A 22,564-nucleotide genomic window follows, 5' to 3' on the forward strand; every position below is an offset into this window, starting at 1 on the left:
GACGGATAATCATTTTTAAATAATTTTCAAATTCCGTTCTTCCTTTTATTTCAGGACTAAATTTCTTAAGCAACCTTTCAGAAGCAAGTAAAATAGGAGTGAGAGGGTTTTTAATCTCATGTGCTACTTTCTTAGCAACATCCGACCAAACCATAGCCCTTTGTGCTATAACTAAGTCACGTTGCTGACGGGAAAGCTGCTTAATCATTCTATTAAATGCCGCATAAAGCGTTCCTATTTCGTCTTTATCTACTTCACTTTCAGGCACTTGTACCGTTAAATCACCGTCTTTAACTTTGTCGGTTGCAGTAACTAATTTTTTAATAGGGTTTACTATTTTAGCAGTAAATATAACCCCGAAACTTATAGCTACAAAAAGAAGTAATAAGGCAATAAAGATAAACATTATAGAGAACTTGATTTGTATATTATCTATTTCATTTTTAAGACTATTATACTCGGCAGCCGCTCCATTAGTTGCATCTATATGATCGATAATTTTATTATCTACTAATCTACCGACCAATAAATATACATCATTATATTCTTTTAATTTAATAAGCATTCTTATTTTGGTCGGATCGGATTTTACTTCCACCGGTTCACCTAAATCCGCTTTTTTAATTAAATGTGCAGGGATAGTTGCAAACGACAAAGAAAAACTTAAATAACTATTAGCTACTATAGTATTGGTAGATTTGTTTAAAACTATTGCTTCATCAAGCGAACGCATCTCTGCTTCGGTATTAAGCGTTTTAGTAAACAAAGCAGGATTATGAATTAAATCGTAATACATATCACCTAAATCTTCAGCAACAGCTAAAGCCGTTTCTTTTAGCTGTAATTTATGCTCGGCAATATAAGATTCGGCAACTATTACGGATTGATCAAGAACCGTAGAAATCTTCTTATCAAACCATACTTGAACACTAAGATTAAAAAAATAAACAGAAAATACCGAAACAATTATGGTTGGAATAGCAGAAACTAAACTAAAGGCAATTACAATACGATTTTGTAATTTAGAAGTATCATTATTATTGTTTTTAGCCAAGAATTTTTGAGTTAATAAAATACCTAAAATTAAAAAAATTGCTAAATCAACTAATAAAAACCCAATAATCGTACTAAAATTCTTCGATTCTAAAGATATCACATAAAAAGTAGCACAGGCAAAAATAACGGCAGCTGCCATTAAAATAAAAATCAGCATTCTACTAGAAAAATAAGAACGTAGATTTTGTTTAAGATAACTAAGCATAGATACTGTTTATATGACTATAACAGTTCTTTATAACATAAAAAAAGTTAATTGGAAACATTTCAAGTTTTATAGTGAAATGGCATTGCTAAATAATTATTGAGGGCTTGAAAATTCTACGTCATTGCGAGGAAAATTATGAAGTAATTGACGAAGCAATCCAGTAAAAAAATGCTAATTTATAGCATTTTTTTAATTTTTTTCTGGATTGCCACGCTCCTTACAGTCGCTCGCAATGACGATATCAATCTTTATCTTGCAATGCCGGTAAAATTCTTAATCTATCGGGTTGACTAATCAAATAATTATTCTATTCTAAACATGTACTAAATATTAACAAATTAAGGATTATTTTATGATTAATGAAAAACCAAATTCAATAAATGAGGAATTTATAGAAGCCGTACAAGACGGTAATATAAAGAAAGTTATAGAGCTTTTAGAGAACGGAACTGATATTAATTTTCAAGAGTGTACAGGAAATACAGCCGTTCATTATTCCACTATGAACAACAATTTCCCAATGACTCAATTATTACTAGATAAAGGGCTGATCCTAATATTACTAATAATAGATTATGCGAAACCGCTTATATGTGTATCCTAAGGTTTGATGATCCAAATAAGCAAATGAGAGAATTTCTTGAAAAGAATAGTGAAAAATATAACATTCAAGTAATGGATATAGAACCAAATATTTTTTTCACTGCAGTTGAAGAAGGAAATATAGAAAAAGTAACAAGTCTTTTAAAAGAACATAAAATTATTTTAGATATTAGACGCAGCAATTTTGACACTCCTTTGTATATAGCGGTTCAAAAAAATAATAAGGAGATGGTAAAACTACTTGTTGAATACGGTGCATCAGTTAATATAAAAATAAAAGACTATGGTGAACATATTCCTTTAAATATAACAAACGATCCCGATATAATTAAATTTCTTATAGAACACGGCTCAAAATTAACTAAAAATATAGCACATAAAGTAGCTAGCAGCGGTAATACAGATTTAATGAAATATCTTATAGAAATAAAAGCTTCTATAAATCTTACAAATAAAAATAATCAAACTCCTTTAGATATAGCATATATTAAGGGGCATACAGATATGATAAACTTATTAAGTAGTGAAGTTGGTATATTTAATAGTATAAAATCATCTTGTAAAAACACATGGGATAGTATAAAGCTCTCTATACTTAACAATACTACACCAAATAAGGAAGTATTGGATCGGGAAGAGATAGAATCGCTAGACGATGTAAACCTTTGGGATTCCTTAAAGCTCACATGCTCTGTGGTTTTAGAGCAAAAATTCGGTATTAGTTTAGGCGGCGAACATACTACTACACACGAACAAGAGTAGACGCTGTTGCACGGATTGATAAAACTGCTCTATGTCATTCCCGCGAAAGCGGGAATCCAGAAAAAAAACTTAATATAATTACATATTTGATAAAAACAAGTTTTTATATGTTTTACTAGATTCCCGCCTCCGCGGGAATAACATCTAATGCTTTTTAAAAGTTATGCAATAACACTTTCGCAGAAATGATATTGGGGTAACTTTCGTACTAGAGTAATCTACATAACAAAAAAGCTAGAAATATTAATATTTCTAGCTTTAATTTAGTATTAAAATAGTTTGACATTTTATTCATCAAACATTTTTTTACGAGCAAATTTTCTTTGTCTTCTCGCTGCGTCTTGTGCTTTACGGACACGCTTTGCTGAAGGCGTTTCATAATAACGCTGTTCTTTCATCTTACGAAAATAAAGCTCTCTTTGTAGCTTTTTCTTAAAATTCTTAAGCGTATTGTCACAATTACCGGCGTGAACATTCACTAGTATCACTAAAATTACTCTCCTTAAAAGATATTTGTGGTTTGAACTATATTGAACTATAACCTATAATTAAGTTATATGTCAAGGTTAAAAATATGAGCATCCAGGAAGAACACTATATCAAAAAATTAAGCTTCGTGCAATCTTTATTAGAATTATTACCGTTTAATGAATGGAATAATACGCTACTTGAAGCAGCAGAAGAAAAGTGTGGCTTTGCCAAAGGCTATAGCTTAATGCTTTTTCCAGAAGGGTTATCTGAAATAGTAGAATTCTTTGAGAGCTATTTAGATAAAATTTTACTAGAAAGCTTAAGCATAATAGAAGAACCGGCAAAAATAAGAGAGAAAATATCTTTAGCCGTAAAGATCAGAATCAAATCGGTACTCCCTATTATTCATAGTAAGAATGCTGCTTATTTTGCATTAAACCCAATACAAGGTACTCAGGTTGCATTCCGTAGCTGTGATGCTATGTGGCGTTATGCCGGCGATAAATCTCTTGATTTTAATTACTACACTAAAAGAAGCTTATTACTCTCAGTTTATGTCTCGTCTATTCTTTTTTATATTCAAGACGAATCGGAAAATTATATTGATACTGATAAATTTATTGAGAATTCCGTAGAAAATATAGTCAAAACTTTCTCACAGATGAAAAAACTACTCGACCCTTCAAATATTCCCATAGTTAGAATGTTTACGTAAATATATTTATGGGTAAAATTAATTATCCGGTAGGTTTTAAATAAGCGTATGATTATTGACATAATATAGATAATATTCTATTTTAGAATTTATTAAGTTGTATAATCATGAAAGCTTTACATAGTAGCATTGATAAAAACGATAGATTATTAATTCCATATCACATTAGAAATGCTATGAAACTTAAAGCCGGCGATTCTTTCATTATAAATAAAGTTAATAATGAACTACATTTAGTAACTCTTCACAAAGCAGTAAAAGAAGCTCAAGCATTGTTCAACAATACGGCTCCAAATCAGAATCATTTGTTGATGAATTGTTAAAGCAGAAATATCAAGAAGCAAATAAAGAAAATTCTAAGTTTTAATTTGTGGTAAAATAATGTCTTCTCATCAGGATAAATCTGCGGTTCTCAATTCTTCTTCCTTGATAGCTTTACTTGCTGAAGAAAAAGGACAAGAAAAAATTATAGACGTGCTACCTTACGCTATAATGAGTACTGTAAATATTGCAGAAGTAGTAAAATTCTTAATAGATCGAAAAGGTTTAACAAAGGAGCAAATACATAAGCTAATACAAAATCTTATTCCAACAATTTTACCGTTTGATGAGGAGCAGGCTTTTTTAAACGGAGAACTAATAATTAAAACTAAACAACTAGGATTATCACTTGGTGATAGAGCCTACCTTGCTCTTGCACTATCAAAAAATTATCCGGTATATACAGCAGACAAAGCTTGGGCTAGCTTGCAATTAAGTTGTAATATTGTTTTGATTCGCTAATTTTTATCAAAAAATATTTTTAAAGGGCTTAAATACTTCATTTAAGAAACTTTTCTGATTCTTTTGCTGATAACCACTGCGGTTGTTGTTCGATATTTGTTGATGCTTTCGCCCAATAATTATCTTCAAGATTTTCTCTCCAAGCTTTATCTCTTATTTCTTCAAAAGAAAGCCCGTTATTTTTCTTATATTTTGAAAATATTCCTCCTACATCCGGCATAGGAGATAACACAGCTTGGTTATCATTATTAATTTTCTTGTTAATAATATTAGTGTTAGGAAGTTCCTTGGTTTTCATTTGTCTCCTAAAATTAAATAGTTTAGTACAAATTATGTATTTATCTCTTTATCATTATCTATTATTATAAACCAAACTATTATAATGATTTCTAAAATAATGACAAATACTAAATATTATCCTGCAGTTAGTTCAAATGCTGATTTTGCAGCTATAGAACGAGAAATACTAAAATTTTGGCAAGACAATAATATATTCCAAAAATCTATTGATAATAGAACTAAAGATGCCGAGTTTACCTTTTATGACGGTCCGCCTTTTGCAAACGGTTTGCCGCATTACGGTCACTTGCTTACCGGCTTTATTAAAGACGTATATGCTAGATACCAAACCGTAAAAGGTAAGAAAGTCGAGCGTCGTTTTGGCTGGGACTGTCACGGTCTTCCTGCAGAAATGCAATCAGAGAAAGAACTTGGCATTTCAGGGCGTCTTGCAATAACTAACTTCGGTATAGAGAAGTTTAATAGTCATTGCAGAGCTTCGGTAATGAAATATGCCGGTGAGTGGGAGCAATATGTAACTCGTCAAGCAAGATGGGTGGATTTTAAAAATTCTTATAAAACGATGGATAAGAATTTTATGGAATCCGTCCTTTGGGCATTTAAGGAGCTATATAATAAGGGGTTATTGTACGAATCTATGCGGGTAATGCCTTATTCTTGGGCATGCGAAACGCCGCTTTCTAATTTTGAAACAAGGCTTGATAATTCTTATCGTGAGAGAGCCGATAAAGCAGTAACGGTGAGTTTCGTGTTAAGAGACAAACTACCGCACGGTGAATATAAAGAATATCGTATATTTGCTTGGACGACAACACCTTGGACGCTTCCTTCAAATCTAGCCCTTGCAGTCGGTAGTGATATAGATTATGCATTAGCCCCTAAAAATGATATTTGTTATATTATAGCTGCTTCATCAGTTTCTAAATATGCTAAAGAATTAGAATTAAAAGGTGATGAGAAATTTACTATTATTAAAGGCTCAGAGCTTCAAGGATTAAGCTACAAGCCTTTATTCGACTATTTCGAGAATCATCCAAATAGCTTTAAGATATTTGCCGGCGATTTTGTCGTTGAGGGTGACGGCACGGGTGTTGTTCATATGGCTCCGGGCTTTGGTGAAGATGACCAAATACTTTGTGAATCAAAAGGCATCGAGCTAGTTTGTCCTGTTGATAATAGCGGTAAGTTCACTAAAGAAATTCCTGATTTAGAGGGTTTGCAAGTATTTGATGCAAATGACAAAATAATAATCAAACTTAAAGAGCAAGGAAATTGGCTAAAAACCGAGCAGTATATTCATAATTATCCTCATTGCTGGCGTACCGATACACCTCTTATATATAAGGCCGTTCCATCATGGTACGTAAAAGTGACAAACTTTAAAGATAGAATGGTAGAGTTAAATCAGCAAATTAACTGGATACCTTTCCACGTTAAAGATAATTTGTTTGGTAAGTGGCTTGAAAATGCCCGTGATTGGTCGATAAGTCGTAATAGATTTTGGGGAACCCCCTTGCCTGTATGGAAGTCCGATGATCCAAAATATCCACGCATAGATGTTTACGGCTCTATAGAGGAATTAGAGAAAGATTTTGGCGTTAAAGTTACTGATTTACATCGTCCGTTTATCGATGAACTTACTCGGGCCAATCCTGATGATCCAACCGATAAATCAACAATGCGTAGAATAGAAGACGTGTTTGATTGCTGGTTTGAAAGCGGCTCAATGCCTTATTCGCAAGCCCACTACCCTTTTGAAAATAAAAAGTGGTTTGAGGATCATTTTCCGGCTGATTTTATAGTTGAGTATTCGGCACAAACACGTGGATGGTTCTATACTTTAATGGTGCTATCTACCGCTTTATTTGATCGTCCGCCGTTTTTAAATTGTATATGCCACGGCGTGATTTTAGACGCTACCGGTCAAAAACTTTCAAAGCGTCTTAATAACTACGCCGATCCGCTGGAGCTATTTGATAAATACGGCTCTGACGCTTTAAGAGTTACGATGCTATCTTCAAACGTTGTTAAAGGTCAGGAGCTGTTAATCGATAAAGATGGTAAGATGGTATTCGATACGCTGCGTTTATTCATCAAACCTATTTGGAATGCCTACCATTTCTTTACGATGTATGCTAATGCCGATTCACTTAAAGGCGAGCTTGATTTTGCTTCTGAAAACGTGCTTGATGTTTATATATTATCTAAGCTTAAAATAGCCGTACAAAAAATTGAAGAAAGTTTAGATAATTTCGATACGCAAACGGCTTATCATGAAGTATCAGGATTTTTTGAAGTTTTAAACAATTGGTATATAAGACGAAGCCGAGCAAGATTTTGGAAAAGTGAAAAAGATGCAGATAAACAAAATGCTTATAATACTCTATATTCATGTTTAGAGACCATGGCTATTGCGATGTCGGTACTAGTGCCTATGATTTCCGAAGCAATATATTTGGGGTTACGCAATACTGTCATCCCGTGGCTTGACCACGGGATCTCAGGAGATAAACCTGGGGCACAAGATCCCGCGATCAAGTCGCGGGATGACATAAGAGGATGCGGGAATGACAACTTATCCGTCCACCTATGCAACTATCCCGATCTCTCAAACTTTGAGGTAAATCACGAGCTAGTGGCTACTATGGATACTGTGCTTGATATTTGCAGTAATAGTCTGTTTATTAGAAGTAATGAAAATGTACGAGTAAGACAACCGCTTGCTAGTATAACTATCATCAGTAAACATAATGATAAACTTAAAGATTTTGAAGATTTAATTAAAGACGAAATTAATGTTAAGGCGATAATTTATCGTGATGATCTAGAGAATTATGCAGCTAAAAAATTATCGATTAATTTCCCTATGCTCGGTCAACGTTTGCCTTATAAAATGAAAGAGATTATAGCCGCTTCTAAAAAAGGCGAGTGGGAAGCTACTGCAAGTGATTTAGCTATATGCGGCGAAACCTTAAATAATGAAGAATATAAGCTAGTTTTAGAGCCTTACTCACACATTAAAGGAGCAGCAAGTTTTGCGGATAATAGCAGTTTGTTAATACTTGATTTAGAGCTAACACCTGAATTAATAGAAGAAGGAATAGCTAGAGATATTGTACGCTTCATACAACAAGCTCGTAAAGATGCCGATTTCTCTATAACTGACAGGATTTTAATTGAGATAATAAGCGAGTCTGATTTATCTAAAATAATCAATATTTATGGAGATTATATTAAAGAACAAACTTTAAGCGAGTTTGCTAAAGACTTTACCCCCGATTATGTCAATGAAATAGAATTAAAGAACCATAAAATACAACTTAAGATTAAAAGATAGTAAATTATTTTACTATCAATTAAGATATTGATAATTTACTTAGGTTAATATATAGTATGCACGCTATAAATTAATTTAGGTAAATTATGTCGAAAAACTCCTCCGTAACTCCGAGGGAAAAAGGTTCTGGGATTAAAACTAATGAGCCGGAAACTACTAAAACAGAATCAGAAGCCACGAATGTAATAACTAAAGAATATTTAGATAAATACATTGATGAAATCCATCCTGAAGAAGATAATTGCATTTAATATATTATTTAGTTCAAATGACCCTAATAAATATGATGTTATAGTTTACCTTTTACATAGAAAGGTAGATAAATACAAAGCATTAGAATTTGCAATTCAGAAAAAAATTATCAGCAAACTGATGATTTAATTGAACATCTTAACATTAATGTAATACAAGCAATACAAAACCAAAGTTTAACTTTAGTAAAGTATTTTATTGATGAAAAAGAAAGGGATGTTAATACTAGTTATTTCGGTTCTAATCTACTAAGTCTCGCTACTGGTTTGGAAGAACCTCATAAAACAGATATTATATGTTATCTTTTAATAAAAGGAGCAATTCCTTTTAATACAACCTCAGAAGAAACAGAACAAAATAGTCAAAATATAAACGATCTTCATAAGCAAACCTTTTTTAAAGCAATAAACGAAAAAAAAACTTGAAGTAATTAAAAAATTTGTTGAAATATATGGTTTTGATGTTAATACTGAATATCGTCTTAACACACCATTAAGTACCGCAATTAATTTAAAAAACAGCAAAAATGTTGCAAAATATCTTTTATCTAAAAATGCTAATTTAGATGTAGCTATGGAAGTAACAATAATATACGGTAATCTGACAGGGGTAAAAACATTATTAAATGCAGGGGCAAAAATTAACGGTAATAAAGATGCATCACCCTTAATGCTTGTATCAGAACATGGGCATGCCACGGTAGTACTCGAACAAGGGGCTAACTATAATGTTAGAGGATGGGGAAAAGAGAATTTACATAGCGATGTATTGTTTCAACTAACTCAGCTAACTGAGATTTCTACATTATGTAAAAAATCTAACAATACTAATTTTGAAAATATATTAGATGCAATATCAATAACTAGTTTATCGTCACATTATACTAAATATAATAATCTAGTACCAGAAAAAATAAAACAAAAAACCTCTTGCACATTTATTAGATACATATATATTACCATGAAACATGGTTATCACATTTCATGGTAATATATACTTTTTTATAAAAAAATCTAATTAAAATATAGAGGGAATATGTCTAATCCACATCTTACGGAAGGAAATAATCATTTTAAGAACGGTAGATATAAAGAAAGCTAGAGAAGCTTATAGCAGAATAGATAAAAGTAGTACATCTTATCCTTATGCTCTGTTTAATATAGGAGAGTGTTACTTTCAACAAGAAAAATTTATAGAAGCTATAGAGGCATATAATAAGGTAAACAAAAATCATTATCTATTTGAAAAAGCCAACTCAAATATTTCATATATTGAGAAAAATTTTAACTTAATGGAATATATCCTCGAAGAAGAAACTAACTCAAATATTTTATGTATTGGAGAAAATTTTGACTTAATTAATATGGATATATTCTGAAAAAATGAATAGTAGATAGACGAAGTTTAACTTGAAAACGAACAAGACACTTTGAAGCTTATAACCGCAGCGTATATATAATATAGTAGCGGATTATAAGCGAAAAACAATATGCAGCATATTTCAGAAAGTTCCAAACAAGATGAATTTAAAGGTGAGCCTGCGGAACGTAGATAAACTACGTGAGCAAAGGCGAATCCTGCAAAATTCGCTTGTATCGAGCTTTCTAAAATATGCTGCAACAATTTTTCAAATTAAACGAGTATATCAAGCAAATTCCAACAATATCTGTCCTCTTACAACATTATCCTTTTCATTGACATAAATTTTAGCTATTTTCCCGTCTCTTTCGACAAGAATCAGGTTTTCCATTTTCATAGCAGTTAAAACCATAATTTCTTGCCCTGCTATTACTTGCTGCCCTTCCGTAACTTTTATTGATGCAATCTGACCGCTTAGAGGAGCCTGTAATTCAGTACTTTCTTCTACTACTACTTTTGAGACCATCAACGCTTCAAGTTCCGATATACGAGGAGAGCGAACAAATGCTTTTACACTAATACCGGCATGTGATAATAAATAACCGGTTCTGATATTCTCAATTTTCACATTTGTCTTTTTACCGTTAATTATAGCCGTAAAAAGTTCATTACCTAAATTCCAGTTACTACGAATATATATTCGGTCGCTTTCGTGACGTATATTATAGCCGTTTTCAACAGGGGTAATTAATACGGGGAATAGTTTATCATCGATAGTTACCACCCATCTAGTACCTATTTTATTAGCTTGATTATTAATATTGCCGGAAATTAAAGAAGCACGCCTTTGTTCCGATATATAAATGAAAATAGCCGTTGCTAGAAATACGGTTGTTACTTCTGAGGTTAGACTAGCTCCTGAAAAACCGTCAGGATATTCTTCTTGAATAAAGGCAGTAGAAATATCACCGCTAACAAAACGCGGATGTAGCATTACTGCTTCTAAGAAACTGATATTATGAGCAATACCGTTAATTATATAAGAACTCAAAGCAGAACGCATTACCTCAATTGCTTGCTCTCTTGTTTCACCGTAAGTACATAATTTTGCAATCATCGAATCATAAAACATACTTACTTCACCGCCAAGCCCGATCCCTGTATCTATACGGATATTAGGACTCTTTGCAGGTTCGGAATAAGCTATAATTCTACCGCTAGAAGGTAAGAAACCTCGGCTTGGATTTTCAGCACAAATTCGGGATTCAAATGCCCAACCTTTTAATTTTACGTCATCTTGCGTAAAAGATAATTTTTCACCGGCAGCAATTTTTATCATTTCTTCAACGATATCTATACCGGTAATTAGCTCAGTAACAGGATGCTCCACTTGCAACCTAGTATTCATTTCTAAAAAATAGAAATTTTTATTGCTATCTACTATGAACTCAACAGTACCTGCCGAATAATATCCAACTTTTTGAGATAAAGATATTACCTGCCTATACATTTCTTGTCTTACATCTTCGGTAATAAAAGAGCTTGGTGCTTCTTCGATTACTTTTTGATGGTGACGCTGTATTGAACATTCACGCTCTCCAAGGCATACACTATTACCGTATTGATCGGCAAGTAACTGAATTTCGATATGACGGGGAGTTTGAATTAACTTCTCAATAAATAATCTATCATCACTAAAACTATTGGCTGCTTCAAGTTTTGCCGACTCAAAAGCATTTGCCATTTCAGCAGGATTATTCACCACTCTCATACCACGCCCGCCTCCACCGGCAGCCGCTTTTACTATTACCGGAAAACCTATTTCTTTGGCAATATCTACTGCCTGTTTAACATCTTTTATAGTCCCCATATAACCGGGAACGGTACTAACGCTCGCCTCTATCGCAATTTTCTTTGCTTCGATTTTATCGCCCATTTTCTTAATGGTTGTAGCACTAGGACCTATTAAAACTACTCCTTCTCTTTTAAGAATATTGGCAAAATTCGGATTTTCCGATAAAAAACCGTAACCTGGATGTACTGCACTTGCCCCACTTTCACGAATCGCCGAAATAATATTTTTAATAGATAAATAACTTTCCGTTGCAGGAGAATCGCCTATATAATAAGCCTCGTCCGCATGCTGCACATACATTGAGTTTGTATCTGCTTCAGAATATACTGCAACCGACTTTATACCCATCTTTTTTAAGGTACGTATTATCCTAACGGCGATCTCGCTACGATTAGCAATTAAAATTTTATCAAATAATGGTTTATTCATAGTTTTTTATTATAAAATAAGCTTTATTCTTAACTTAGTAAGAATCTAAATAATTAAACAACTCGGTTATTAGTGCAATACATTCCATATTATTACTATTTTCTTCAGGTATAGCATATATATTGCTTTCTTCTAACGGCGTTGCATATACATCTTGAACTTTCACAGGTACAAGCGGTGGAGCTTCTGCTGGTGCTGAGTTTTTAATAGGTCTAATAAGTGTATGCTTCGGATGATATAGATAATAATTTTTACTTTCCAAATGATAAAATTTGTTATCTAAAGTTGGCGTATGCGGAGTAACAGGAGTTACCGGAGTCATAGAAACTGTAGATGTATCCTTAATTTCTTTAATATCTCTAATAATTCTAGTAACTGCATATGCAGTCACTAATTTATTACCATTTTGATCTTTAGGAGTAGGAGGTTTCATATATATTTGTTCCGGTATTTTTGTGAGATCTAAAGGAGGAGGAGTTTTTGTTTTCATATTAACTATCCAATATTTATATTCAAATTTTTTAATTACTGTCATACTGCATATCAAGCCGGCTTTGTTGCGTGGTGCTCGATTTCATTCCCGCATAGATCGACTTTTTTTGTCATTGCGAGGAAATTACATAGTAATTGACGAAGCAATCCAGTTAAAAATGCTAATTTTGAGCATTTTTTTATTACTTTTTTTGGATTCCCGCTTTCGCGGGAATGACATTTATAGCGGCAAATTATCATGCTTTTTCCAAGGTAATTCTACTTTTTTAGTACGTAAGAAATTTAATGCCTTACATATTCGCCATCTAGTATTTTGCGGTCTTATAATATCATCTAAATATCCCCTAGATGCCGCAACAAAAGGTGAAGTTACTACTTTTCTATATTCATCGATTTTTTGTTTTTTAGCTTCAGGGGCTTTACATTCTTCCTTAAATATTATCTCGGCTGCTCCCTCTGCACCCATAACGGCGATTTCAGAATTAAACCAAGCATAGTTTATATCGCCTCTAAGATGCTTAGAGTTCATAACTATATAAGCACCTCCGTAGGCTTTACGGGTAATTACGGTAATCTTCGGCACTGTAGCTTCCGCATAAGCATATAACAGTTTAGCACCGTGTTTAATAATGCCGTCATGCTCTTGAGATGTACCGGGTAAAAATCCAGGCACATCCACAAGGCTCACTATAGGAATATTGAAAGCATCACAAAATCTAATAAATCTTGCTGCTTTTCTTGAAGCATTTATATCTAAACATCCGGCTAAATGTAATGGTTGATTAGCAACAAAACCTACCGGATAACCTTCCATATAACCAAAGCCAATAATGATATTCTTAGCAAAATCAGGTTGTAGTTCAAAAAATTCTCCCTCATCAACGATACGCTCAACAAGCTCTTTCATATCATAAGGCTTATTAGGAGTATTAGGTATTAACGTGCTAAGAGACATATCGACTCTATCGGCAGGATCAACAGTCGAACGAACAGGAAGAGGACTACGATTGGATGACGGCAGGAAATTAAAGAACTTACGAATTTCGAGCAATGCTTCTATATCATTGTTAAATGCAAGATCGGCAACGCCGCTTTTAGTGGTATGCATCCTAGCACCGCCGAGCTTTTCTTGGCTCACTTCTTCACCCGTAACAGTTTTTACTACATCAGGACCGGTTACGAACATATAAGAACTATTCTTAACCATAAATATAAAATCGGTTAAGGCAGGAGAATATACCGCACCGCCGGCACAAGGTCCCATAATTAAGGTAATTTGCGGAATAACACCCGAAGCTAAAACATTACGCTGAAATAATTCACCGTATCCGGCAAGAGCGTCTACACCTTCTTGAATTCTTGCTCCTCCTGAGTCGTTAATACCGATTACGGGAGCACCGGTTGCTATAGCTTGATCGATAATATCGCAGATTTTCTTAGCATGATATTCGCCGAGTGAGCCGCCGAGTACGGTAAAATCTTGGCTATAAATAAATACCAACCTACCGTTTATCGTACCGTGTCCCGTTACAACACCGTCACCTAAAAACTTTTTATCCTGCATTCCGAAATTATCGCATCTATGTGCTACAAACATACCTGTTTCGGTAAAGCTATTTGGATCTAATAATACTTCTATCCGCTCACGTGCAGTTAACTTACCTTTTTGATGTTGTGCTTTGATTCTAGCTTCACCGCCCCCTTGCCTTGCAATATTTTTTCTCTCATCCAGTAACTCAGGAGATATTATATTACTTTGATTCATAGATATTTATAGTTTTATTTTCCAAAATATCGATAGTATAATATAATAATGTTACCCTGAAAAGATAATTATTTATGTCATCTACCGAAGATACTAAAGAAAAAGCGAAAAGAGCCAAATCAACTGCTAAATTTAATAACTTATCAACTGCCTTAAAGAAGAATTTACAAAGGAGGAAAAAAGTACAAAAGGAAAAGAATAATATTGGCAATAAACCCGATTTGACATATTAATATAAATTGCATAGTATTTGGATATTATGGACACAAACAAATTATATCTTTTCAAAGATAGACGATTTTCACCGAATTTTATAATACAATTATGTGGTTGTCTTAATGATAATATATTAAAAAATGCTCTTGTAATTCTTATTACTTACGGTATTTCAGGAGCTTTAAGTAAATATAATAATCTACTTGTTTTAATTGCTAATGCTACTTTTGTACTACCCTTTATAATATTCGCAAGCATAGCAGGACAAATTGCCGATAAATACGAACGTGCTAATCTTATTAAAATAATTAAGATTTGTGAAATCGGTATAATTGCCTTTGCAATTTATGGATTTCATCATAATAATCTGCTAATTCTGTTTTGTTCTATTTGCTTAATGGGTATACACTCTACTTTTTTCGGTCCAATCAAATATAGCGTATTACCCGATCACCTAAATAAAGACGAATTACTTGGAGCTAACGGCTTTGTTGAAGCCGGAACTTTTATCGGTATTTTTATCGGTACTATAATCGGTAGCTATTATACAATCAGCAATAATTTTATAATTTATTCCTTAATTACCATCGCCTTTCTCGGCTTCATTACAAGCCTTTTTGCACCAAAATCGGGTAACGCAAATCGTGATATTAAAATAAATTTTAATATTATAGATGAAAGCATAAACATGATTAAATATGCTAAAGCAAAAAAACAGATATATCTAGCTATACTCGGCATTTCATGGTTTTGGTTTATCGGAGCTGCTATAATTTCTCAAATACCTTTACTTGCTAAGATAACTTTTAAAGCCGATGAGAATGTTGCTAACTTATTTTTAGCGGTTTTCTCGCTTGGTGTTGGGGTCGGTTCGTTTTTATGTAGCAAAATATTTGAAGATGAAATTACCGTTAAATATCTATTTATTTCAGCACTAGGTATCAGTATTTTCGGTATTGATTTATTCTTTGCAAGTAGAATTAGTTCAGTTAACTACGAACCTACTCAACTAAAAAGTATTTTAGTATTTTTATCGAAAAGACATAATTGGCGAATAGTTATCGATTTATTTTTCTTAGCAGCAATAGGCGGTTTATATATCGTTCCACTTTTTGCGATATTACAGCATTACGCAAACCCTGCTCATCGTAGCCGAATTATTGCCGTTAACAATCTTATCAATTCCATTTTCATGGTGGGATCAACAATTATTTTATCTTTATTATTTTACCTAAATTTCACTATACCCTGGATTATATTATTTATTAGCCTAGCTAATATAATCGTTACTATACATATTTACCGATTAATACCTGAAGTTAAAATTATTCCGTATAAACTATTGCGGAGAATATTCCAAATCTGTTTTGATCTTATGTATAAGGTTGAAGTTAAAGGATTTGAAAATTTTCAAAAAGCAGGTAAAAAAGTAGTAGTAGTTGCTAATCATATTTCATATCTTGATCCGCCGCTAATTGCTACTTACTTACGAGAAGAAATGACTTTTGCAATTAGTCCCGATATACAAAAAATATGGTGGATTAAACCATTTTTACGTATGGCAAAAACTTTGCCGGTTGATCCAAGTAATCCAATGGCAATAAAGACCTTAGTAAAAGAAGTACAAAAAGATCAGAAAGTAGCTATCTTTCCGGAAGGTAGAATAAGCGTTACCGGCTCTTTAATGAAAATTTATGAAGGTCCGGGCATGATTGCCGATAAAGCCGGTGCTACCGTTTTACCGGTTAGAATAGACGGAACTCAATTTACTCACTTATCAAAATTAAAAAACATATTAAAAAGAAAAATATTCCCTAAAATTACTATAACGGTTTTACCGCCGGTAAAATTTGCTAATATGGATGCTGCAAGTAATCAAGAACGACGCAGTTATATAGCCAGGACTCTTTATGATATCATGGCTGACATGATGTTTGAGAGTTCAGACTATAAAAATACTTTATTTTCGTCTCTTATAGAAGCTGCTAAAATTCATGGATTTAAGAAAAAAATAGTTGATGATTTTGAAAATAATGCGGTTACTTATCGAGATTTAATATTAAAATCTTTTATCCTCGGTGATTTAATCAAAACGAACAACATCTTTGGCAGAAATTTAGGCTTAATATTACCTAATACCACGAATACGTTAATCGTTTTTTATGCTATGCAATCTAGCGATTATGTTCCTGCTATAATTAATTGGAGCAGCGGCATAAGTACTATTATTAACTCCTGTAAACTTGCACAAATCAAAGTAGTTTACACTTCAAAACAATTTATCGAGAAAGCAAATTTACATGAATTGATAACTAACTTATTAGATTTCGGTATTAAAATAATATATTTAGAAGATTTTAAAAATCAGATTAGTATAGCTCTAAAACTAAAAGCCAAAATAGGAAGTTATTTTGCACACACTTATTACAATTATTTTTGTCGTAATCGTGATGACGAAAAACCGGCAGTGATAATTTTTACTTCAGGTACTGAAGGAGAACCTAAAGCCGTATTACTATCTCACAGAAATTTACAAACTAATAGATATCAAATAACTGCTAAAGTACCTTTTAGCCCTGAAGATATAGTATTTAACTCATTACCTTTATTTCATTGTTTCGGTCTTGGAGGTGCAATTATTACAACTTTAAACGGTATTAAGCTATTTTTATATCCTTCTCCGCTAAATTATCGTATTATTCCTGAAGTTATATACGATGTCGGAGCAACTATATTAATTTCTACCGATACTTTTTTAAACGGTTATGCTAATTACGCTCACCCATATGATTTTTACTCATTACGCTATATATTTGCCGGTAGCGAAAAATTAAAAGAACCTACAAGACAATTTTGGCTTAATAAATACGGCATACGTATTTTTGAAGGATATGGGATTACAGAAGCCGCACCTATTATAGCTTGTAATACTCCTATGCACAATAAAGCAGGCACAGTCGGAAGATTATTACCAAAAATTGATTATAAACTTGAAAAAGTAGAAGGCATAAATGAAGGGGGACGTTTATTCATCAGGGGACCTAATATAATGCTTGGTTACTTAGACTTAGAAAATAACCATACTTATAGAGAATGGCACGACACCGGCGATATAGTCAAAATAGATTCTGAAGGATATATAACAATTTTAGGGCGTGTTAAGCACTTTGCTAAAATAGCAGGGGAAATGATATCTCTTACAAAAATTGAAGAACTTGCAAGTGAGATTGATCCTGACTCTCTGCATGCCGCTATTTCTGTCCCCGACAAAACACACGGAGAAAAGATTATTTTATTTACTACCGGTTCCGGTATAAATAGAGAAAACTTTACAGATGCCGTATCTAACGCTCAAATTTCTTTACTACATTTACCGAAAGTAATTATTACCGATTCAGAAATACCTCTGCTTGCAAACGGTAAGATTGACTATCTTGAAATGATGAAAAACGTGGATAGGTATATACAATGAATTTTAACAAAAGGAAAATATATGTCAGTACATGATAGAATATTTGTAGTAACTAGAGAATATCTAATAAATTTACTACGAGCTTGGCAGCAAGATAAGATAACTACTGCAGAATTTTATGAAACCATAGAAATACTTTTTGGTGGTAATACAAAATTTTTGGATTGGGAAAATGGAGAAGATGACTCTGTAACACGCGACATTATAGCATATTGATATTGTGAAATGCTAATTTAGATTTTATAACACAAGAAGATATTGATCCTGCTATTGCATTTCTCAATACACCAATAGGAAAAATTGAAGAAGGCATGAAAAAATGGGAACAATATAAACCTAAGACAAGCCTTGAAGAACGTATAAAAAAACTTAACGGACAATATCCTTACATACAAGTAAAGTAATATTATTATCATAGCACTATTGGGTAGTTTTTAAAGTAGGAATTGTTTGTGAATTAGCTTTTCCAGCGTCATCCCTCGACTTGATCGGCGTTGTTACATGGCTCGAAAAATACGTTCGATGTCATTCCCGCCTACGCGGGAATGACATCCTGAACGTTCGTACACTACTACGTGTTATCCCACGAATAATTGCTTTAAATACAGCAAACCATAAATAAACACACCTATTATGATGAATATTGGAGTTAAAGGTAGGTCAAAATAGAAAGAGCTCAGTGCGGCACAAAAATTAATAAATAAAGAGATAAGAATTGATATTATAATCATCTGAGAGGGACTATATGCCACAAACCGTGCGATCATAGCAGGAATAAGTAAAATAGCAGTCACCATAAGTATCCCAACAATCTTTATAGCAAAAAATACCGATAATGAGAGAAGAAGTAAAAATATTAGCTCAATAATATTAACCTTTAAGCCTTTTATGACTGCAATATCTCTATTGATAATTATAAGAAGAATTTGATTATAAAAATATATTATAAAGCCTATAATAGTTATTAGCACTATTGCAAGTATAATCAAATCATTAAAAGATACAGATAAAATATCCCCAAACAACAAATTTACTATATTATTCTGCAAAGAAGTAAAATAATTAATAACTAAAGCTATAGCTAACATAAAGCTAGAAATTAAGTTAATAACTGCATTTTTTTCAGAATTATTTTTAAAAATGAACACAAAAAACGAAAAAAGAATCGCAACTATTATGCCTGAATATATTAATGGAAAATGTGCTATAATACTTATGCTAGCTGCTAAAAAACTGCTATGAGCAAGCCCGTCGCTGAAATAAATATATCTCTTCCATAAGGCAATGCAGCCAAGGGGGGCAAATATGCAGCTAATGAAAATTAAGGCTAGTATTATTAAAGTCATCTAAGTATATTATATATGTTTGTTGCACAGTGGGATAATATTCATGTCATTCCCGCGAAAGCGAGAATCCAGGAAAAATACTAAAATTGTTAGTACTATAAAGTTGTTTCTGGATCCCGTGGTCAAGCCACGGGATGACATTGGAAAGAATCATATAATATACCTATATCATAGACTATGTCTTCAATTGATAAAAAAGAATTAGAAAAATTTGAGACAATTTCTCATAATTGGTGGAATAAGGACGGAGAGTTCGGTATCTTACACCGCATCAACCCTATTCGTCTTGAGTATATAATAGAGAAAATAACCTCACATTACAACGATATTTCTAAATTAGAAATATTAGACGTCGGTTGCGGGGGAGGATTAATTGCAACGCCTCTAGCGGTTCAAGATTTTAACGTTACGGCCATTGATGCACTGCAAAGTAACATTGAAACGGCAACTGCTTATGCTAAGGAAAACGGTGTAAAGATAAATTATTTACAATCTACTATAGAAGAATTAAAGAGCGACAAGCTATATGATGTGGTAATTTGTCTTGAGGTTATTGAGCATGTAGAAAACGTACAGCAATTTATACTAAATTTGGTGAAGCATATTAAGCCAAACGGTATGGCAATAATTTCTACGATTAACCGCACTAAAAAAGCTTATGTACTTGGAATAATAGTTGCTGAATATATTTTAGGCTGGGTGCCGAAAAACACTCATAATTATAGTAAATTTTTAAAACCCTCGGAAATTTATGAAATGCTTACGGATACCGGCGTTGAAATTAAGGAGCTGAAAGGTTTGGTATATGATATGGCTAAAAATGAATGGAAATTAAGCGACAATATAGAAGTAAATTATTTTATGTGTTTGGAAAGAAAAACGCATTAGGTGTCATACCGTGGCTTGACCACGGTATCCAGAAAAAAATTAAAAAAGACTGGATCCCGCGATCAAGTCGCGGGATAACAAGGAGGATATAATAAATGACTAACGTAATTACTAGATTTGCTCCGTCACCGACGGGGTTTTTACATATAGGTTCGGCAAGAACCGCTTTGTTTAACTATTTATGTGCAAGGCATCATAACGGTAAGTTTTTGCTTCGCATTGAAGACACCGATAAAGCAAGATCAACAAACGAAGCTGTAGAAGCTATATTCTCAGGTCTAAAATGGCTAGGGCTTGATTGGGACGGTGAAGTTATATTTCAGTCAAAACGTAATGATCTTTACAAAGAAGCTGCACTAAAATTACTGCAAGCAGGTAAAGCATATTATTGTTTTACTAGCCAAGAAGAAATAGAAAAACAGCGACATAAAGCTTTAGAAAATAAGCAGCGTTTTATTTTTAATAGCGAGTGGCGTGACAAAGATCCGGCTGCCTACCCTACTGATATTAAGCCGGTAATACGTCTAAAAACCCCACGAGAAGGTAGTATAGCAATTCGTGATACTTTGCAAGGCGATGTAGTAATAGAAAATTCTCATATTGACGATATGGTGTTATTGCGTAGCGATGGCACTGCTACTTACATGCTAGCCGTTGTAGTAGACGATCACGATATGGGTATAACTCATATTATTAGAGGTGATGATCATTTAACCAATGCAGCCAGGCAAATCGCTATTTATCAGGCTTGCGGCTATGAAGTGCCAAGTATGACTCATATACCGCTAATTCATGGAGCAGATGGGGCAAAATTATCCAAAAGGCATGGGGCCTTAGGCGTTGAAGCTTATAAAGATATGGGATATTTACCGGAAAGTTTGTGTAATTATTTATTGCGTCTTGGCTGGAGCCACGGCGATGATGAAATTATTTCAATGGATCAGGCTATAAAATGGTTTAATCTTGATTCGCTCGGTAAATCACCGGCTAAGCTTGATTTTGCTAAAATGAATAGCCTTAACGCCCATTATTTACGACTACTTGATAATGATAGTTTAACTTCAAAGACTGTAGAGATATTGAGACAAAATTATAATATTAGCAAGCAGGAAGTAATCTATATAAATCAAGCAATACAGAGTTTGTTAGTCAGAAGTGAAACGTTGCTAGATCTAGCACGGCTTGCTCAAATTTATCTCGTAGATTCTCCTATCATCTACAAGCAAGATGCAAAAGAAATTATAGAAAATTGCGATAAGGGTTTAATCAAGCAAGTTATAGAAAATTTAAACAAGCTTGAGCAGTGTGATAAGGAATCCGTGCAGAATAAATTTAAAGAAATAGCAACTCATAATGGCTTAAAACTAAATGAGCTTATGAAACCGGTTAGAGCTTTAATAACCGGCATGACGGCTTCACCTAGTGTGTTTGAGATCGCAGAAATTTTAGGAAAAGAAAATATTTTAAAGAGGTTAAAAATGATATGAAAGATTATGTAAAGAAAATTGCTTTTGTTTTTAGCGGGTTATTTATAATAACCCGCACTTTTGTTTTGTATAGCATAGAAAACGTCGATGCATCAACGACACCAAAAAAGTACGGAGCTTGGACTTTAAACTGTACTCTTAATAATGAGAAAAAACAACTTTGCTTCTTATCACAACAAATTAATAATCTAGAGAAAGATAAAGAAAAGGAAATATTAGCCATTTATCATATAGGCTACTTTAATCAGGAACAAGAAGAACAGGAACTAAAGATAATCGAAATAGTCCCGTCAAATGTTCAAATTCCGGCAGGTACAGTTATTAATAGCGGTGATAAACGAATAGCAGCCGGAAAATATGTAAATTGTACGGTAAATGGCTGTCAGGCTCTAGCTACTATTACACAAAATGACCTAGACATGATTTTATCAAACAACAATTATGTAGAACTAATCACCGCAGACGGTAAACAAGCTAAAATTTCATTTATAAAAGACGGCTTAAAGGAAGGACTAAAAGCTTTGAGTAGATAATAACGTGGTAATTTAAGCATTGTTGCGTGGACTGTTTTTCATCGTCATTGCAAGAAGAAACTGTAAGTTTCGACGACGCAATCCAGTCAAAAAATACTAATCTTCAGCATTTTTATTTTTTTATGGATTGCCTCACAGCCTACGGCTGCTCGCAATGACGACTTGGGTATCCACACAACAAAGCCTTGAGTCGCTTAACTCATGACGATTCGCTATTAAGTTGCTTTAAAGCTTA

The 22,564-nt window shown here is 33.3% G+C and carries 21 protein-coding genes and 2 pseudogenes (1 of these 23 cut by a window edge); 15 read left to right on the forward strand and 8 right to left on the reverse strand.

The window, feature by feature from the left end:
- Positions 1 to 1,261: the 5' portion of a sensor histidine kinase NtrY-like gene (locus tag ACIAS7_RS00150; protein WP_473198822.1), read on the reverse strand. Its footprint begins 548 nt before the window's first position; only the first 1,261 of its 1,809 coding nucleotides appear in the window; it begins with the start codon at positions 1,259 to 1,261; its stop codon lies off the left edge, out of view.
- Between the two features lie 114 nt (positions 1,262 to 1,375).
- Positions 1,376 to 1,487 (reverse strand): annotated as a pseudogene (locus ACIAS7_RS00155) (lytic transglycosylase domain-containing protein); the annotation flags it as partial.
- Positions 1,488 to 1,616: 129 nt separating this feature from the next.
- Between ACIAS7_RS00155 and ACIAS7_RS00160 the strand changes: the two are divergent.
- Both ACIAS7_RS00160 and ACIAS7_RS00165 read left to right on the forward strand, forming a co-directional pair.
- Positions 1,617 to 1,868, forward strand: a complete 252-nt coding sequence (locus ACIAS7_RS00160; protein ID WP_473198823.1) for an ankyrin repeat domain-containing protein — start codon at positions 1,617 to 1,619, stop codon at positions 1,866 to 1,868.
- Positions 1,856 to 2,629 carry an ankyrin repeat domain-containing protein gene (locus tag ACIAS7_RS00165; RefSeq protein ID WP_473198824.1) on the forward strand — a complete coding sequence of 258 codons (774 nt, stop codon included), beginning with the start codon at positions 1,856 to 1,858 and terminating at the stop codon, positions 2,627 to 2,629. Before ACIAS7_RS00160 ends, ACIAS7_RS00165 begins: the two co-directional genes overlap by 13 nt.
- Before the next feature lie 287 nt (positions 2,630 to 2,916).
- Here ACIAS7_RS00165 and rpsU read toward each other — a convergent pair whose 3' ends face one another.
- Positions 2,917 to 3,117, reverse strand: coding sequence for a 30S ribosomal protein S21 (rpsU, locus tag ACIAS7_RS00170; RefSeq protein WP_473198825.1), 201 nt, complete (start codon positions 3,115 to 3,117; stop codon positions 2,917 to 2,919).
- An 86-nt stretch (positions 3,118 to 3,203) separates the two neighbouring features.
- On the opposite strand from rpsU, the gene ACIAS7_RS00175 reads away from it, so the two are divergent.
- The 3 genes and pseudogenes from ACIAS7_RS00175 (at position 3,204) to ACIAS7_RS00185 (ending at position 4,598) form a co-directional block, all read left to right on the forward strand.
- Complete coding sequence (locus ACIAS7_RS00175; protein WP_473198826.1) at positions 3,204 to 3,815, forward strand: COQ9 family protein; 612 nt, start codon at positions 3,204 to 3,206, stop codon at positions 3,813 to 3,815.
- Positions 3,816 to 3,991: 176 nt separating this feature from the next.
- Positions 3,992 to 4,182: pseudogene (locus ACIAS7_RS00180) on the forward strand (hypothetical protein).
- Positions 4,183 to 4,196: 14 nt separating this feature from the next.
- Positions 4,197 to 4,598: a type II toxin-antitoxin system VapC family toxin gene (locus ACIAS7_RS00185; RefSeq protein ID WP_473198827.1), complete on the forward strand. Its 402-nt coding sequence runs from the start codon at positions 4,197 to 4,199 to the stop codon at positions 4,596 to 4,598.
- A 37-nt stretch (positions 4,599 to 4,635) separates the two neighbouring features.
- On the opposite strand, the gene ACIAS7_RS00190 is transcribed toward ACIAS7_RS00185, so the two are convergent.
- Positions 4,636 to 4,896 carry a hypothetical protein gene (locus tag ACIAS7_RS00190; RefSeq protein ID WP_473198828.1) on the reverse strand — a complete coding sequence of 87 codons (261 nt, stop codon included), beginning with the start codon at positions 4,894 to 4,896 and terminating at the stop codon, positions 4,636 to 4,638.
- A 99-nt stretch (positions 4,897 to 4,995) separates the two neighbouring features.
- On the opposite strand from ACIAS7_RS00190, the gene ileS reads away from it, so the two are divergent.
- The 4 genes from ileS (at position 4,996) to ACIAS7_RS00210 (ending at position 9,865) form a co-directional block, all read left to right on the forward strand.
- Positions 4,996 to 8,235, forward strand: a complete 3,240-nt coding sequence (ileS, locus tag ACIAS7_RS00195; RefSeq protein WP_473199372.1) for an isoleucine--tRNA ligase — start codon at positions 4,996 to 4,998, stop codon at positions 8,233 to 8,235.
- 86 nt (positions 8,236 to 8,321) lie between these two features.
- Positions 8,322 to 8,486 carry a hypothetical protein gene (locus ACIAS7_RS00200; RefSeq protein ID WP_473198829.1) on the forward strand — a complete coding sequence of 55 codons (165 nt, stop codon included), beginning with the start codon at positions 8,322 to 8,324 and terminating at the stop codon, positions 8,484 to 8,486.
- 574 nt (positions 8,487 to 9,060) lie between these two features.
- Positions 9,061 to 9,477 (forward strand): hypothetical protein, encoded by a 417-nt coding sequence (locus ACIAS7_RS00205; RefSeq protein WP_473198830.1) that lies wholly within the window; start codon positions 9,061 to 9,063, stop codon positions 9,475 to 9,477.
- Between the two features lie 169 nt (positions 9,478 to 9,646).
- A complete protein-coding gene (locus ACIAS7_RS00210) occupies positions 9,647 to 9,865 on the forward strand; it encodes a hypothetical protein (RefSeq protein ID WP_473199373.1) in 219 nt (72 codons plus the stop codon).
- A 267-nt stretch (positions 9,866 to 10,132) separates the two neighbouring features.
- Here ACIAS7_RS00210 and ACIAS7_RS00215 read toward each other — a convergent pair whose 3' ends face one another.
- The 3 genes from ACIAS7_RS00215 to ACIAS7_RS00225 all read right to left on the reverse strand — a co-directional run bounded on the left by ACIAS7_RS00215 (position 10,133) and on the right by ACIAS7_RS00225 (position 14,387).
- A complete protein-coding gene (locus ACIAS7_RS00215) occupies positions 10,133 to 12,130 on the reverse strand; it encodes an acetyl-CoA carboxylase biotin carboxylase subunit (RefSeq protein ID WP_473198831.1) in 1,998 nt (665 codons plus the stop codon).
- Positions 12,131 to 12,164: 34 nt separating this feature from the next.
- Positions 12,165 to 12,665, reverse strand: coding sequence for a hypothetical protein (locus tag ACIAS7_RS00220; protein WP_473198832.1), 501 nt, complete (start codon positions 12,663 to 12,665; stop codon positions 12,165 to 12,167).
- 177 nt (positions 12,666 to 12,842) lie between these two features.
- Positions 12,843 to 14,387: an acyl-CoA carboxylase subunit beta gene (locus ACIAS7_RS00225; protein ID WP_473198833.1), complete on the reverse strand. Its 1,545-nt coding sequence runs from the start codon at positions 14,385 to 14,387 to the stop codon at positions 12,843 to 12,845.
- A 74-nt stretch (positions 14,388 to 14,461) separates the two neighbouring features.
- On the opposite strand from ACIAS7_RS00225, the gene ACIAS7_RS00230 reads away from it, so the two are divergent.
- Genes ACIAS7_RS00230 through ACIAS7_RS00240 form a run of 3 tightly spaced genes read left to right on the forward strand, consistent with a single transcriptional unit; the run spans position 14,462 to position 18,291 of the window.
- Positions 14,462 to 14,620, forward strand: a complete 159-nt coding sequence (locus ACIAS7_RS00230) for a hypothetical protein (RefSeq protein WP_473198834.1) — start codon at positions 14,462 to 14,464, stop codon at positions 14,618 to 14,620.
- Positions 14,621 to 14,646: 26 nt separating this feature from the next.
- Positions 14,647 to 18,075, forward strand: a complete 3,429-nt coding sequence (locus ACIAS7_RS00235) for an acyl-[ACP]--phospholipid O-acyltransferase (RefSeq protein ID WP_473198835.1) — start codon at positions 14,647 to 14,649, stop codon at positions 18,073 to 18,075.
- Positions 18,076 to 18,096: 21 nt separating this feature from the next.
- The gene (locus ACIAS7_RS00240; protein WP_473198836.1) at positions 18,097 to 18,291 is read left to right on the forward strand and encodes a hypothetical protein; all 195 of its coding nucleotides are present in this window, start codon (positions 18,097 to 18,099) and stop codon (positions 18,289 to 18,291) included.
- A 362-nt stretch (positions 18,292 to 18,653) separates the two neighbouring features.
- Here the strand turns inward: ACIAS7_RS00240 and ACIAS7_RS00245 are convergent, their stop codons facing one another.
- Positions 18,654 to 19,421 carry a metal ABC transporter permease gene (locus ACIAS7_RS00245; RefSeq protein ID WP_473198837.1) on the reverse strand — a complete coding sequence of 256 codons (768 nt, stop codon included), beginning with the start codon at positions 19,419 to 19,421 and terminating at the stop codon, positions 18,654 to 18,656.
- Between the two features lie 177 nt (positions 19,422 to 19,598).
- Here ACIAS7_RS00245 and ubiG point away from each other — a divergent pair, with 177 nt between their 5' ends.
- From ubiG to ACIAS7_RS00260, 3 genes are all read left to right on the forward strand, one after another.
- A complete protein-coding gene (gene ubiG, locus ACIAS7_RS00250) occupies positions 19,599 to 20,309 on the forward strand; it encodes a bifunctional 2-polyprenyl-6-hydroxyphenol methylase/3-demethylubiquinol 3-O-methyltransferase UbiG (protein ID WP_473198838.1) in 711 nt (236 codons plus the stop codon).
- Between the two features lie 95 nt (positions 20,310 to 20,404).
- Positions 20,405 to 21,796, forward strand: a complete 1,392-nt coding sequence (gltX, locus tag ACIAS7_RS00255; protein WP_473198839.1) for a glutamate--tRNA ligase — start codon at positions 20,405 to 20,407, stop codon at positions 21,794 to 21,796.
- Positions 21,793 to 22,329 carry an invasion associated locus B family protein gene (locus ACIAS7_RS00260; protein WP_473198840.1) on the forward strand — a complete coding sequence of 179 codons (537 nt, stop codon included), beginning with the start codon at positions 21,793 to 21,795 and terminating at the stop codon, positions 22,327 to 22,329. Before gltX ends, ACIAS7_RS00260 begins: the two co-directional genes overlap by 4 nt.
- Positions 22,330 to 22,564: the final 235 nt, after the last annotated feature.

This window comes from Rickettsia sp. 109562A South Dakota (genome assembly GCF_055791265.1).

What these genes read in the sequence shown, in the direction of transcription:
- ileS (WP_473199372.1), top strand. Translation starts at nt 4,996, where the DNA reads ATGACAAATACTAAATATTATCCTGCAGTTAGTTCAAATGCTGATTTT.
- ACIAS7_RS00235 (WP_473198835.1), top strand. Translation starts at nt 14,647, where the DNA reads ATGGACACAAACAAATTATATCTTTTCAAAGATAGACGATTTTCACCG.
- ACIAS7_RS00185 (WP_473198827.1), top strand. Translation starts at nt 4,197, where the DNA reads ATGTCTTCTCATCAGGATAAATCTGCGGTTCTCAATTCTTCTTCCTTG.
- ACIAS7_RS00165 (WP_473198824.1), top strand. Translation starts at nt 1,856, where the DNA reads ATGTGTATCCTAAGGTTTGATGATCCAAATAAGCAAATGAGAGAATTT.
- ACIAS7_RS00200 (WP_473198829.1), top strand. Translation starts at nt 8,322, where the DNA reads ATGTCGAAAAACTCCTCCGTAACTCCGAGGGAAAAAGGTTCTGGGATT.
- ACIAS7_RS00215 (WP_473198831.1), bottom strand. Translation starts at nt 12,130, where the DNA reads ATGAATAAACCATTATTTGATAAAATTTTAATTGCTAATCGTAGCGAG.
- ACIAS7_RS00220 (WP_473198832.1), bottom strand. Translation starts at nt 12,665, where the DNA reads ATGACAGTAATTAAAAAATTTGAATATAAATATTGGATAGTTAATATG.
- ACIAS7_RS00245 (WP_473198837.1), bottom strand. Translation starts at nt 19,421, where the DNA reads ATGACTTTAATAATACTAGCCTTAATTTTCATTAGCTGCATATTTGCC.
- ACIAS7_RS00175 (WP_473198826.1), top strand. Translation starts at nt 3,204, where the DNA reads ATGAGCATCCAGGAAGAACACTATATCAAAAAATTAAGCTTCGTGCAA.
- ubiG (WP_473198838.1), top strand. Translation starts at nt 19,599, where the DNA reads ATGTCTTCAATTGATAAAAAAGAATTAGAAAAATTTGAGACAATTTCT.
- ACIAS7_RS00160 (WP_473198823.1), top strand. Translation starts at nt 1,617, where the DNA reads ATGATTAATGAAAAACCAAATTCAATAAATGAGGAATTTATAGAAGCC.
- ACIAS7_RS00240 (WP_473198836.1), top strand. Translation starts at nt 18,097, where the DNA reads ATGTCAGTACATGATAGAATATTTGTAGTAACTAGAGAATATCTAATA.
- ACIAS7_RS00260 (WP_473198840.1), top strand. Translation starts at nt 21,793, where the DNA reads ATGAAAGATTATGTAAAGAAAATTGCTTTTGTTTTTAGCGGGTTATTT.
- ACIAS7_RS00230 (WP_473198834.1), top strand. Translation starts at nt 14,462, where the DNA reads ATGTCATCTACCGAAGATACTAAAGAAAAAGCGAAAAGAGCCAAATCA.
- ACIAS7_RS00190 (WP_473198828.1), bottom strand. Translation starts at nt 4,896, where the DNA reads ATGAAAACCAAGGAACTTCCTAACACTAATATTATTAACAAGAAAATT.
- ACIAS7_RS00205 (WP_473198830.1), top strand. Translation starts at nt 9,061, where the DNA reads ATGGAAGTAACAATAATATACGGTAATCTGACAGGGGTAAAAACATTA.
- ACIAS7_RS00225 (WP_473198833.1), bottom strand. Translation starts at nt 14,387, where the DNA reads ATGAATCAAAGTAATATAATATCTCCTGAGTTACTGGATGAGAGAAAA.
- gltX (WP_473198839.1), top strand. Translation starts at nt 20,405, where the DNA reads ATGACTAACGTAATTACTAGATTTGCTCCGTCACCGACGGGGTTTTTA.